General features: G+C 69.4%; 10 protein-coding genes. 3 read left to right on the forward strand and 7 right to left on the reverse strand.

Features of this window, described 5'->3' with window-relative positions:
* Positions 1 to 322: 322 nt before the first annotated feature.
* The gene (locus EDC02_RS32530) at positions 323 to 721 is read right to left on the reverse strand and encodes a cobalamin B12-binding domain-containing protein (RefSeq protein WP_123606042.1); all 399 of its coding nucleotides are present in this window, start codon (positions 719 to 721) and stop codon (positions 323 to 325) included.
* A 387-nt stretch (positions 722 to 1108) separates the two neighbouring features.
* On the opposite strand from EDC02_RS32530, the gene EDC02_RS32535 reads away from it, so the two are divergent.
* Both EDC02_RS32535 and EDC02_RS32540 read left to right on the forward strand, forming a co-directional pair.
* Positions 1109 to 1873, forward strand: a complete 765-nt coding sequence (locus EDC02_RS32535) for a M23 family metallopeptidase (RefSeq protein WP_123606043.1) — start codon at positions 1109 to 1111, stop codon at positions 1871 to 1873.
* Positions 1874 to 2158: 285 nt separating this feature from the next.
* Positions 2159 to 3127, forward strand: a complete 969-nt coding sequence (locus EDC02_RS32540; RefSeq protein ID WP_233606563.1) for a M23 family metallopeptidase — start codon at positions 2159 to 2161, stop codon at positions 3125 to 3127.
* A gap of 21 nt (positions 3128 to 3148) precedes the next feature.
* Here the strand turns inward: EDC02_RS32540 and pcrA are convergent, their stop codons facing one another.
* On the reverse strand, positions 3149 to 5578 hold the full coding sequence (gene pcrA / locus EDC02_RS32545; protein ID WP_123606044.1) for a DNA helicase PcrA: 2430 nt from the start codon (positions 5576 to 5578) through the stop codon (positions 3149 to 3151).
* A 336-nt stretch (positions 5579 to 5914) separates the two neighbouring features.
* Between pcrA and EDC02_RS32550 the strand changes: the two genes are divergently transcribed.
* Entirely contained in the window at positions 5915 to 6301 is a 387-nt protein-coding gene (locus EDC02_RS32550; protein WP_123606045.1) for a chorismate mutase, read from the forward strand.
* Positions 6302 to 6419: 118 nt separating this feature from the next.
* Here the strand turns inward: EDC02_RS32550 and EDC02_RS32555 are convergent, their stop codons facing one another.
* The 5 genes from EDC02_RS32555 to EDC02_RS32575 form a co-directional block, all read right to left on the reverse strand.
* Complete coding sequence (locus EDC02_RS32555; RefSeq protein ID WP_123606046.1) at positions 6420 to 7430, reverse strand: ABC transporter ATP-binding protein; 1011 nt, start codon at positions 7428 to 7430, stop codon at positions 6420 to 6422.
* The gene (locus EDC02_RS32560) at positions 7423 to 8466 is read right to left on the reverse strand and encodes an ABC transporter ATP-binding protein (protein WP_123606047.1); all 1044 of its coding nucleotides are present in this window, start codon (positions 8464 to 8466) and stop codon (positions 7423 to 7425) included. Before EDC02_RS32560 ends, EDC02_RS32555 begins: the two co-directional genes overlap by 8 nt.
* An 8-nt stretch (positions 8467 to 8474) precedes the next feature.
* Positions 8475 to 9407, reverse strand: a complete 933-nt coding sequence (locus EDC02_RS32565) for an ABC transporter permease (RefSeq protein ID WP_123606048.1) — start codon at positions 9405 to 9407, stop codon at positions 8475 to 8477.
* 71 nt (positions 9408 to 9478) lie between these two features.
* Positions 9479 to 10489 carry an ABC transporter permease gene (locus EDC02_RS32570; RefSeq protein ID WP_123606049.1) on the reverse strand — a complete coding sequence of 337 codons (1011 nt, stop codon included), beginning with the start codon at positions 10487 to 10489 and terminating at the stop codon, positions 9479 to 9481.
* A 105-nt stretch (positions 10490 to 10594) separates the two neighbouring features.
* Positions 10595 to 12196, reverse strand: a complete 1602-nt coding sequence (locus EDC02_RS32575; protein WP_123606050.1) for an ABC transporter substrate-binding protein — start codon at positions 12194 to 12196, stop codon at positions 10595 to 10597.
* Positions 12197 to 12391 lie beyond the last annotated feature (195 nt).

Raw genomic sequence — 12391 nt, forward strand, 5'->3', positions numbered from 1 at the left:
GCCAGTAGGCGGGCGGACGGTGTGCGCAACTGCACACATCCGGCGAGCCGCCCATGCAGCCGTACGGCGAGCTGGTCCCGACCACCGGCCCGGCTCCCTGAAATAAGGTGCGCCGGCGACGTAACCCCCGGTGACAGGTGTCGTTGAGTGAGGTGTCGGAAACGCAGCGCGGGGCCGACGGAAAGCGGCCGATGCCCTGTCGGTCGAGGGGTGGCGGCGGGGCATCGTGCATGGAGAGGCCGGACGTGTGAGGGGTGCGTCCGGCCTCTCACCCTTTTCAGTGGGCCGTCTCACCTTTTCACTGGGCCGGGATGCCGCCGCTTCACTGGGCGGGGATGCTGCCGCGGACCCATTCGACGATGTCGGTGGTGCTCGCCCCGGGAGTGAAGATCCTGGCCACGCCGAGCGCACTGAGTTCCGCGATGTCCTCGTCGGGGACGATGCCTCCGCCGAAGACCACGATGTCGTCCGCACCCCGCTGGCGCAGCAGGTCGAGCACTCGGCGGAACAGCGTGAGGTGCGCGCCGGACAGCACGGAGAGCCCGATGCCGTCGGCATCCTCCTGGATGGCGGTCTCGACGATCTGCTCCGGTGTCTGGTGCAGACCGGTGTAGATGACTTCGATGCCGGCGTCCCGCAACGCCCTGGCCACCACTTTGACGCCGCGGTCGTGGCCGTCGAGACCAGGCTTGGCCACCACCACCCGGATCCGAGTCTCCATCGCTGCGCGCCTCCTGCCGACCGGTCTGTCCTTAACGAAGGTTAACCAACCTCGGCACATCGGCGGCAGCCCGGCCGACCCAGAGCCGCAACCCCGATCCACCCTGACTGAACGCACGATAAGTATTGCTCAATGTAACCAGCAGTTACCAACGAGTGGCCCGATAAAAGGTTACGAAATCGGGCAATACACAACGGACGGTCGCAGATCGTCAACAGTTTTTCGCGAGTCGGGTTGTGGCGGCCCTAGGGGTTGGCTACCGTGTCCACGGTTGTCCTCTGGCTCCGGCCAGAACCAACCCGGCCAACGAGCGTTAATCCCAGGTTCCGCAACGAGGGTCCGGGGTGCTCGCACCGCCGCCGAACTACCCGCCGATGGAGGGTGTGCGTGCGCCAGCGCCTGTCGTCAGAGCCCGACCGATATCGGGGTCGTCGCCGCGTACCGACTCCACCCCGTAGCCGCTACGCGGCGGTCATGACCACCGCCGTCGTCGGTGCGGGTGTCGTCGCCCTCGGGGCCAGCGCGATGCCCGACGCCAAGACACTCAGCCCGTCGGCCCTGGCCGACCTGGAGAACAGCGTCGCGCTGAGCGACCAGGCCCTGGAGATCGACGACCAGGCCCTCGACCTGGACAGCCAGATCAGCGAGCGAGCCGAGGACGCCGAGCGCGCCTCCCGGGACGCCGACCGGACGCCGGCCACCTCGATGACCCAGGCCGCTCCGGACGTCTGGATGCTGCCGCTGCGCGGCTACACCTTCACCTCCCCGTACGGCATGCGCTGGGGGAAGCTGCACGCCGGCGTCGACCTGGCCGCCGCCGAGGGCACCCCGTTCCACTCGATCCACGCCGGCACGGTCACCCTCGCCGGCTGGAACGGCGGCTACGGCTACTGCGTGATCGTCAAGCACGACGACGGGACCGAGGCCGTCTACGGCCACGCGTCCCGGTTGCGGGTCACCGCCGGTCAGCGGGTGGAAGCCGGTGACCTGCTCGGCGACGTCGGCAACACCGGCCACTCCTACGGTGCCCACCTGCACCTCGAAGTACACGTGGACTCGGAGCCGCAGGACCCGATCACCTGGCTGCGGGGCAAGGGAGTGGACCTCAAACTGCAGGTCGAGGCGATCTACGGCGGTATTGTCGAGCCCTGACACTAAGTGACTAACCAAAACCGCTCAGACCGTACGGTCTGAGCGGTTTTTTGTGCAGTCCGGTCGCCTCCAGCAGCGAGAATATGTCCTACGTCACATTGGATCTTGTGACCCGCACCACTATCGGCCCGGCCAGCAAATCCCCCATCTGACCACGGAGAGTCACGAAAGTCCGGCCTCCGGGCGGTGCGCGTCGGCTTCTCCGGCTACCCGGTACCCACCCTCTGTGCCTGGCACACCACCATTTCCGGGTCCGTGCCCCCCTTAACCACGGAGGTCACCCCCGTGTCGCACCCTGAGCCCACGGAGCGCAGCGAGCCCACGGAGGGCAGCGAGCCCTCGACCCGACGTCGGTCACCAGGGCTGCACCGGCTGGTTCCGCCCGGCAGGCACGCCCAGGTGGCGGAGTTCAGCCGCCGGACCCGTACCGCCGCCCTCACTGTGCTGGCCGTCGCAGCCCTCGGGATCGGCGGCGCAGCCACCGCACTCAACTCCGCCCCCGACCCCACCGCGACCGACCCGGCGACCACCTCGGCTCTCGCCGACCGGGCCGACGCGGCGGGACGCGCCGACCGGAGCACCCGTCAGCCGACAGCCACCCCGGACAGCGGCGGGGACGAGACCGGCTTCGGCCCGGCGCCCACCGACAGCAGCACCAGCCGCGCCGAGCAGACCGGTCAACCGGCGGACCCGACCGCAGCAGCCGACGACGCCGCGCCGGCCGGGACCGACGACGAGACCGCGAGGTCGGCCGACGACGCCGCGAGGCAGACCGACGACGGCGGCAGCGACGACGGTGACTCGGCGGCCACGACCACGGCGGCGGCGCAGCCGAGTACAGCGGCCAGCACGGCCGACTGGGTCACCCCGATGCCCGGCGCCCAGATCACCTCCTGCTACGGCCAGCGCTGGGGCGTGCTGCACGCCGGAATCGACCTGGCCCTGCCGGCCGGCACCCCGGTGCTCGCCGCCGGCGCCGGGACGGTGCAGGTCGCCGGCTGGGCGTACACCGGCTACGGCATCTCGGTAGTGATCGACCACGGCGGCGGTGTGCTCACCCACTACGCGCACCTCTCCGCGACCAGCGTCTCGGTCGGCGACCGGGTGGCCCCCGGGGACACCATCGGTGCGGAGGGCTCCACCGGCGACTCCACCGGCCCGCACCTGCACTTCGAGGTGCACGTCGGCGGGCTGTGGAGCCAGGTGGACCCGGCCCCGTCGATGCGCGAACGCGGCGTCGACCTGGGCTGCTGACCGCTGCGGCACGCGCCGCGGTCAGATCTTCTCGATCGGCGCGTGCCGCAGCACCAGCCACATCCTCTGGTCGCCGAAGTCGACCTGCGCCCTGGCGCCTGGCCCGTGCCCCTCCACCGCCAGCACCCGGCCCAGCCCGTACCGCTGGTGGTTGACCCGCTCCCCCACCGTCAGCTTGGGCGCGGTGGGCAGCTCACTGGCGGTGCTCAGCCGGCTCGGGTCCACCCCGAGCCGCTGGGCGAGGCGGGCGGCTTTCGGCGTACCGCCGGCGAAGCCGCCACCCCGGGCAACCGGTGACCGGTCCGCGGCGGCCGACCGGCCACCGACCCCGCCCCCGGTGCCCGACCAGGAGGTGTACGCCGCCTCGGTCCGCTCCCAGCGGACCAGCTCGGCCGGCAACTCGGAGAGGAACCGTGACGGCGGGTTGTACGCCGGCTGCCCCCACGCGGCCCGGGTCACCGACCGGGACAGGAACAGGCGTTGCCGGGCCCGGGTGATCCCGACGTACGCCAGCCGCCGCTCCTCCTCCAGCTCCCCGGTGTCGCCGAGAGCCCGCAGGTGCGGGAAGACGCCGTCCTCCAGGCCGGTCAGGAAGACCACCGGGAACTCCAGGCCCTTGGCGGTGTGCAGGGTCATCAGGGTGACCACGCCCTGGTGGTCCGGGTCGTCGTCGGGCACCTGGTCGGCGTCGGCGACCAGCGCGACCTGCTCCAGGAAGCCGGCGACGGTCGCCGGCTCGTCGGACGCCTCGACCCGCTCGGTGTACTCGCGGGCCACGCTGACCAGCTCCTGCAGGTTCTCCACCCGGCCGGCGTCCTGCGGATCCAGGCTCTCCTCCAGCTCGGTGAGGTAACCCGAGCGCAGCAGCACCGACTCCAGTGCCTCCTCGGGTGTGGTGGTGGCCAGCTGCTCCCGCACCCCGTCGAGCAGCGCCACGAAGTCGGCGATCGCGTTCACCGCCCGGGTGGAGATCCCCGGTGCCTCGGCCGCCCGCCCCAGCGCGGCACCGAACGAGATCCGTTCGCGGGCGGCCAGCGCCTCGACGCACGCCTCGGCCCGGTCACCGATCCCCCGACGCGGCGTGTTGAGCACCCGCCGGATGCTCACCGTGTCGTCGGCGTTGACCACCGCCCGCAGGTAGGCCAGCGCGTCGCGGACCTCCTTACGCTCGTAGAAGCGCACCCCGCCGACCACCTTGTACGGCAGGCCGACCCGGATGAACACCTCCTCGAAGACCCGGGACTGCGCGTTGGTGCGGTAGAAGACCGCCATGTCGCCCGGCCGGGCCGCGCCGTCGTCGCACAACCGGTCGATCTGCCGGGCCGCCCAGTCCGCCTCGGCGTGCTCGGTGTCGGCGACATAGCCGACGATCGGCTCGCCGTCGCCCTGGTCGCTCCACAGCCGCTTCGGCTTGCGACCGGCGTTGTTGGTGATCACCGCGTTGGCGGCGGTCAGGATCGTCTGGGTGGAGCGGTAGTTCTGCTCCAGCAGGATCGTCTTCGCCTGGGCGAAGTCCCGCTCGAACTCCAGGATGTTGCGGATGGTGGCGCCCCGGAACGCGTAGATCGACTGGTCCGCGTCGCCGACCACGCAGAGCTCCCCCGGCGGTACGTCGTCCGAACCGTCCCCCACCAGCTCCTTGACCAGCTGATACTGCGCGTGGTTGGTGTCCTGGTACTCGTCGACCAGCACGTGCCGGAACCGCCGCCGGTAGCTGCCGGCCACGTGCGGGTGGGCCTGCAGCAGGTGCACCGTCGTCATGATCAGGTCGTCGAAGTCGAGCGCGTGCGCCTCACGCAGCCGACGCTGGTAGAGCGTGTACGCCTCGGCCAGGGCCCGCTCGTTGGGGCCGGCCGCCCGGTCGGTGAACGTCTCCGGGTCGACCAGCTCGTTCTTCAGGTTCGACACCTGGGTGGCCAGCCCCCGGGCCGGGTAGCGCTTCGGGTCCAGGTCGAGCTCCCGGGCGACCAGCTGCATCAGCCGCCGTGAGTCGTCCGCGTCGTAGATGGAGAACGTCGACTTCAGCCCGGCGTGCTCGTGCTCGGCCCGCAGGATCCGCACACAGGCGGAGTGGAACGTGGAGACCCACATCATCCGGGCGCGCGGCCCGACCAGGTTGCCGACCCGCTCCTTCAGCTCACCGGCCGCCTTGTTGGTGAAGGTGATCGCCAGGACCTCACCGGGGTGGGTCTGCCGGGCCGCGAGCAGGTACGCGATCCGGTGGGTGAGCACCTTGGTCTTGCCGGAACCGGCGCCGGCCACGATCAGCAGCGGGCCACCGGCGTGGGTGACCGCCTCCCGTTGCGGGCCGTTGAGCCCGGTCAGCAGCGCGGCACCGGCCAGATTGGGCTCAGCCGGCCCCCGGCCGGCCACACGGGGCTCAGCCGGCGGACCGCCCCGGTCCGTGGCTGGTGCGGATGGGGCCGCTGGGGTTTCGAAGAGTGGATGCATCGCACGGCCGAGTCTATGCCGCACGACCGACAACTCCGCGCCGCCGGGCCCCGCCGGGGCGTCTTCGGGTCACCCGGCCCAGGGTCGCCACCAGCACACCCTGGGCACCTTCCCAGAGGATGGCGGAATTCTTGCGCTGACGTTGCCAGCCTGGGCATACTCGTAGCGTGATCCGCCAGGCACGATTTTTCTTTAGCTACGGTTCCGGGAGTCCGGCTGCCGTAGGTCGCGCCTGATCATCAGACCTACAAGTGCCCCGGGCTCTCGCGAGAGCCCGGGGCACTTCGCGTTCCGGGTTCCGCGTCCACCGGGGCCGGACAATCCAGGAGGCAGGACATGGGGACCAACGCCGTTGCGCACACCGCCGACGACAGCGCGACGCCACCGGCCGGCACCGCCGAGGAGGCGAGCCAACCGGGCGCGACCGGCTCGGCAGGGCGATCCGACGGTCGGCACCAGACCGGAACGGACGCGCCGGAGGCGGCCGACCGCATCCTGGCCATCCGGAACAGGATCAACGAGATCGACGACGCGCTGATCGCGCTCTGGCAGGAACGGGCCGAGTTGTCGAGGCAGGTGGGCGCGGTCCGGATCGCCTCGGGCGGCACCCGGCTGGTGCTCTCCCGGGAGCGCGAGATCGTCGACCGCTACCGGTCGGAGCTGGGTGCCGACGGCACCCAGCTGGCGCTGCTGGTGCTGCGGGCCGGCCGCGGCCCGCTGTGAGCACCCGCCGGCGCTCACCGCAGCCCGCCGGCCGGGGCCATCGAGGGCCGGCCGGCCGACCGGCCCGCTCTGCCACGCGTTCGACGTGACGCGAGGCGACGAGCGGGCCGGGCCGGGACTACTCGGAGACGTGCACCACGTCACGCACCTCGGCGAAGTGGCAGGCGCTGGGGTGCGCCGACGTCGCCCGTACCGTCAGGGTCGGTTCCTCGGCGGCGCAGATGTCCTGCGCCTTCCAGCAGCGGGTCCGGAACCGGCAGCCGGACGGCGGGTCGGCCGGTGACGGCACGTCGCCCTCCAGCACGATCTGGTCCCGCAGGCCGCGTACCGTCGGGTCGGGCAGCGGGACCGCGGAGAGCAACGCCTGGGTGTACGGGTGGGTCGGCTGCTCGTAGATCTCCTCCTCGGTGCCGATCTCCGCGATCTTGCCGAGATACATCACGCCGACCCGGTGCGCGATGTGCCGCACCACCGACAGGTCGTGGGCGATGAAGATGTACGACAGCCCCAGCTCCTTCTGCAGCTGCTCCAGCAGGTTGATCACCTGAGCCTGGATCGACACGTCCAGCGCGGAGACCGGCTCGTCGCAGAGGATGATCTCCGGACGCAACGCCAGCGCCCGGGCGATGCCGATCCGCTGCCGCTGCCCGCCGGAGAACTGGTGCGGGTAGCGGTTGATGTGGTCCGGGTTGAGGCCGACCAGCTCCAGCAGCTCCTGGACGCGGCGGCCACGGTCGCTCTTCGGCGCCACGTCCGGGTGGATCTCGAACGGTTCGCCGATCAGGTCACCGACCGTCATCCGCGGGTTCAGCGAGGTGTATGGATCCTGCATCACCAGCTGGATGTTGCGCCGGGCCCGGCGCATCTCGGCGCCGCTGCGGCCGGCGATGTCCGCACCGTGCACCATGATCGAGCCGGACGACGGGGTCTCCAACCCGACCAGCAGCTTGGCCAGGGTGGACTTGCCGCACCCGGACTCGCCGACAATGCCGAGCGTCTCGCCCCGGTGCAGCTGGAGGTTGATCCCGTCCACCGCGCGGACCGCGCCGATCTGCCTCTTGAACAGGATGCCCTGGGTCAGCGGGAAGTGCTTGACCAGGTCCTTGGTCTCCAGGACAACGTCACTCATCGCCCTTGACCTCCTTCCAGAAGTGGCAGGCGGAGGTCCGGCTCGGGGCCAGCGCGAACCGGGGCGGCTCCGGGTCGGCCCGGCAGACATCCTGCGCGTACCGGCAGCGCGGGTTGAACGAGCAGCCGGCCGGGATGTTCGTCAACGCGGGCGGCAGGCCCTTGATGACGTTCAGCTCCTGGCCCTTGAGGTCGATCCGGGGGATCGATTCCAGCAGCGCCTTGGTGTACGGGTGGGCCGGCGAGGCGTAGATGTCCCGCACCGGAGCCTCCTCGACGACCCGACCGGCGTACATCACCGAGATCCGGTCGGCGACGTCGGCCACCACCCCCATGTCGTGGGTGATCAGCACCAGGCCCATGTTGCGTTCCCGCTGCAACTCCGCGAGCAGGGCCATCACCTGGGCCTGGACGGTGACGTCGAGTGCGGTGGTCGGCTCGTCGGCGATCAGCACCTCGGGGTCGAGAGCCAACGCCATCGCGATCATCACCCGTTGGCGCATGCCGCCGGAGAACTGGTGCGGGAAGTCGCTGACCCGCTGTTTGGCGGCCGGGATCTTCACCAGGTCGAGCAGCTCGATCGCCCGCGCCTTTCCGTCGGCCCGGGACATCCCCCGGTGCTTGCGGAACAGCTCGGAGAGCTGGAAGCCGACGGTGAACACCGGGTTCAACGCCGACAGCGCGTCCTGGAAGATCATCGCGATCCGGTTGGCCCGGATCTTGCGCCGCTGCGACTCGGGCAGCTTGAGCAGGTCCACGCCCCGGTACTTGATCTCGCCGCCGGTGACGAACCCGGGCGGCGAGTCGATGATGCCCATGATCGCCTGGGCGGTGACGCTCTTGCCGCAGCCGGACTCACCCAGGATGGCCAGGGTCTCGCCAGCCTGCAACGAGAAGCTCACCCCGTTGACCGCGCGGGCGATGCCGTTACGGGTGCGGAACTCGACCTGCAGGTCGCTGACCTCCAGCGGCGGTGCGCTGGCGTCGAGGCCGGGCAGCGCGTCGATGGTGGCGGTGATGTCTCTGTCTGTCGCCATGGCTCACCTCACCGCAGCTTCGGGTCGAGGGCGTCGCGCAGCGCGTCGCCCATGAGGATGAAGGAGAGCACCGTGCCGACCAGCAGCCCGCACGGGAAGAGCAGCAGCCACGGGTGGTCGAGGAAGTAGACCTGATGTTGGGAGATCATGATCCCCCAGGACTCCTCCGGTGGCTGCAGACCGACACCGAGGTAGGTCAGCGTCGCCTCGGCGGAGACGAACGCGCCCAGGGTGATCGTCGCGTAGACGACCATCGGGGCGATCGCGTTCGGCAGGATGTGCCGGAACATCAGTCGACCGTGCCCGGCCCCCATCGCCTTGGCCGCCTGCACGTAGTCCAGGCCCTTGGAGGACAGCACGCTGCCCCGCATGATCCGGGCGATGGTGGTCCAGCCGAGCACGACCAGGACGGCGGCCAGCGTCCAGACATTCTGCTGCTTGATCACCGTCAGGAAGACGATCGCGCCGAGCAGGAACGGCAACGAGAAGAAGATGTCGGTGATCCGCGAGATGATCGCGTCCACCCAGCCGCCGAAGTAGCCGGCGAGCAGCCCGGCGATGCCACCGAAAACGACAATGCCCAGCGTGGCGAAGATCGCGATCTGCAGCGACGGCCGGGCCCCGTGGATGGCGTGCGAGTAGTAGTCGCAGCCCAGGTTGTTGAACCCGAACGGGTGCTCCCAGCTGGGCCCGATCCGGGTCCGCTGGACGTCGCAGGCGCGCGGGTCCTGCCGGGTCCACAGGGTGGGGAAGGCGGCCATCGACGCGACCAGCAGCACGTAGATCGACGCGGCGATGAAGACCGGGTCACGCAGCAGTTGCCGCCGGGCGTCGGCCCACAGGCTGGCGTTGCGTTCGGTGGTGGCCGGGGCCGGTTCGGGTGGCGGTGGTGCCACCTCGGTGCCGCCGGCGGGGGCAGTGGGATGGGTCGGGTCACTCATGGTGGCACCTCGCTACGCTCGGTCCGCCGTGGATCAACACGGCACCGGGCCGGATGTTCGGTCCATTGCGATCACTCATAGCGGATCCTCGGGTCGAGGACCGCGTAAAGCAGGTCCACCAGCAGGTTCACCAGCAGGAAGACCATGACCAGCATGGTCACCACGCCGATCGCCACCGAGGCTTCACCGGAGGTGGCGGCCTGGGCGACCAACGATCCGATACCGCGTACGTTGAAGATCCGCTCGGTGACCACCGCGCCGCCCATCAGCGAGCCGATGTCGACACCGAGGTACGTGATCACCGGGATCAGCGAGTTGCGCAGCGTGTGCACGCCGATGACCCGCCGGTTCGCCAGACCCTTGGCCTTGGCGGTACGCACGTAGTCGGCCCGGACGTTCTCCATGATGCTGGTCCGGGTGAGCCGGGCGGTGGTGGCCAGGGAGACCGCGCCGAGCACCATGCCGGGGATGACCAGGCTGGCGGTCGGGTAGTCGGCGATGAACCCGGCGCCGAAGACGCCACGGGAGATCACTTCCGGTATCCAGTCCTGCCCGCGCAGGACGTTGCCGAACTCGACGCCGACGTACTGGCGGACCACGACGCCGAGGACGAAGATCGGCACGGAGATGACGAAGACCGTGGAGATCTTCACCAGGTAGTCCCAGAAGCTGCCGTTACGCAGGCCAGCCAGGACGCCGGCGAAGATGCCGATGACCGCCTCGAAGACGATGGCGATGAGCACCAGCTTGAGGGTGTGCGGCAGGGCCCGGGAGACCAGTTCGGTGACCGGCTCCTTCTGCAGGTTGATGCCGAAGTCGAAGCGCAGGAAGATGTCCTGCAGGCGGTCGACGAACAGACCGAAGCACGGGTTGCCCGGCTGCTCCAGGCAGGGGTCGCCGAAGCCGAGCTTCTCGGTCATGGCGGCGAGCTGCTCTTCGGTCGGCTTGCGGTCGCCGAAGATCGCCCGGACCGGGTTGCCGCTGAACTGGATGCCCAGCGACGTGACGTAGTGCAGTAGGAACATGGTGCCCAGCACGGTGGGGATGAACTGGAGCAACCGTCGGATGACGTAGCGCCCCATCTGGGGGGTCTCCTCTCGGCGCTAAACGTGGCGGCAACAGGCCCCCTCGTGGGAGTTCCCGTTGCCGCCACGTCGCGTTACGACTTGATCAGTCAGACTCGCAGGTCAGGAGTTCTTCAGAGTGATCTTGCCGTACTCAGCGTCCGAGATCTTGTTCCAGTGGAACTCGTCGACGTTCTCGCCGTACAGCGCGGCGATCTTGCTGAACCACATCGGGATGACCGGCATGTCCTCCACGATGATGTCCTCGGCCTGGTTGTAGAACGGGATCGCCGCCTCGAGGTCCGCCGCGGCGTCGCCCTGGGCGATCAGCGCGTCGAAGTCGGGGTTGTTGTAGCCCGAGCTGTTGCTGTCCGAACCGGAGCCGTAGAGCGGGTAGAGGTAGGTCTCGACCACCGGGTAGTCCGGGCCCCAGCCGAGCCGGAACGGACCGGTGAACTCCTTCTCGTCGGCGGTCGCCAGGTACTCGGGGAACTGCAGGTTGACCTTCAGCTCGTAGTCGATGCCCAGCGCGGCCTTCAGCTGGTCGCCGACCGCCTGCAGCCACTGCTCGTGACCGGCACCGGCGTTGGCCCACAGCACCAGCGGCTCGCCGTCCCAGCCGCCGGCGTCTTCCAGCAGCTCCTTGGCCCGCTCGACGTCCTGGGTGCAGTACTCGCAGACACCCGGGCGGTAGCCGTCGAAGGTCGGTGCCACGACGCCCTCGGCGGGGGTGAACCGGCCGTCGAAGACGGCGTCGATGATGCCCTGCCGGTCGAGCGCGAGCGAGAAGGCCTGCCGGACCCGCTTGTCGGCGAAGCGCTCGTCGTAGGTCGGGAAGCCGACGTAGGTGAAGCTGTCGCCGGGGGCCTCGTACATCCGGTCGCCGTACTGCTGCTTGGCCTCCTGGTACCGCGCCGGCGGGATGGTGTACATCACGTCCAGCTCACCGGACTGGAAGGCGGCGTAGCCGGCGTCCACATCGGCGTAGATCTTGTAGTCCAGGACGTCGGCCGCGCCCTTTTCCTCGCCGGCCCAGGTCTCGCTGCGCGCCAGCTGGATCCGCTGGTCGTGCTCCCAGCTGCCGTCGATCTTGTACGGACCGTTGCCGATCGGGGTCTCGTTGCAGGCGTCGGTGTCTGCGAGGCAGGCCTCGGCCATCGGGAAGAAGCCGGAGTAGCCGACGATCGCCGGGAAGCCGGCGAACGGCTCCTTCAGCTCGACGGTGAAGGTCAGGTCGTCGACCTGCTGCAGGCCAGAGAGCTCCTCGGCCGCCGGCTCCTCGCCGCTGACCTCGTCGATGCCGGCGATGCGCTTCATGAAGTACGCGTTGTTCTGGGCGTTCGGCCCGTACGCCGTGTAGTTCCACGCCCGGATGAAGGCGTCGGCGTTGACCGGCTCACCGTTGTCGAAGGTGTAGCCGTCCTTGAGCGTGACCGTCCAGGTCTTGTTGTCCTCGGACTCGATCGACTCGGCGAGGTCGTTCTCCGGCTCACCGGTCTCGGCGTTGTATTTGACCAGACCACGGTAGAGCTGGCGGATGACCAGGATGGACGGCTCGTCGTCACCAGCGGACGGCAGCAGGAACGCCGGCTCCGAGGCATAGATGCGAAGCGTACCGCCGGAGTTGTTGTTCTCCGTGGTGTCTTCGCCGTCGCTACTGCAAGCGGTGGCGAACAGAGCGATGGCGGTCGCTGCGACCGCCACCTTTAGGGTTTTCCCACGCATGGGAGAGCCTCCTCAGGGCGCTCACGGGGGGGTTGTGAGGTGACTGACACTGTGACACCAGGTAGCCCGTTGCGTGAAGGTGCCGTTATCAAGGTGATACGCGGCCGGGACGGCCCCGATACTCCGGTCAAGATCACTCAACCGTCGCTCAGACCCGCCCTGACCTGGGCATCGGACCACTGTACAACCTTTATT

The organism is Micromonospora sp. Llam0 (genome assembly GCF_003751085.1).
Lineage (GTDB): Bacteria > Actinomycetota > Actinomycetes > Mycobacteriales > Micromonosporaceae > Micromonospora_E.

Excerpts from the sequence above, each read along its gene's own strand:
- EDC02_RS32530 (WP_123606042.1), bottom strand. The coding sequence starts at position 721 with ATGGAGACTCGGATCCGGGTGGTGGTGGCCAAGCCTGGTCTCGACGGC.
- pcrA (WP_123606044.1), bottom strand. The coding sequence starts at position 5,578 with ATGCATCCACTCTTCGAAACCCCAGCGGCCCCATCCGCACCAGCCACG.
- EDC02_RS32550 (WP_123606045.1), top strand. The coding sequence starts at position 5,915 with ATGGGGACCAACGCCGTTGCGCACACCGCCGACGACAGCGCGACGCCA.
- EDC02_RS32555 (WP_123606046.1), bottom strand. The coding sequence starts at position 7,430 with ATGAGTGACGTTGTCCTGGAGACCAAGGACCTGGTCAAGCACTTCCCG.
- EDC02_RS32560 (WP_123606047.1), bottom strand. The coding sequence starts at position 8,466 with ATGGCGACAGACAGAGACATCACCGCCACCATCGACGCGCTGCCCGGC.
- EDC02_RS32565 (WP_123606048.1), bottom strand. The coding sequence starts at position 9,407 with ATGAGTGACCCGACCCATCCCACTGCCCCCGCCGGCGGCACCGAGGTG.
- EDC02_RS32570 (WP_123606049.1), bottom strand. The coding sequence starts at position 10,489 with ATGGGGCGCTACGTCATCCGACGGTTGCTCCAGTTCATCCCCACCGTG.
- EDC02_RS32575 (WP_123606050.1), bottom strand. The coding sequence starts at position 12,196 with ATGCGTGGGAAAACCCTAAAGGTGGCGGTCGCAGCGACCGCCATCGCT.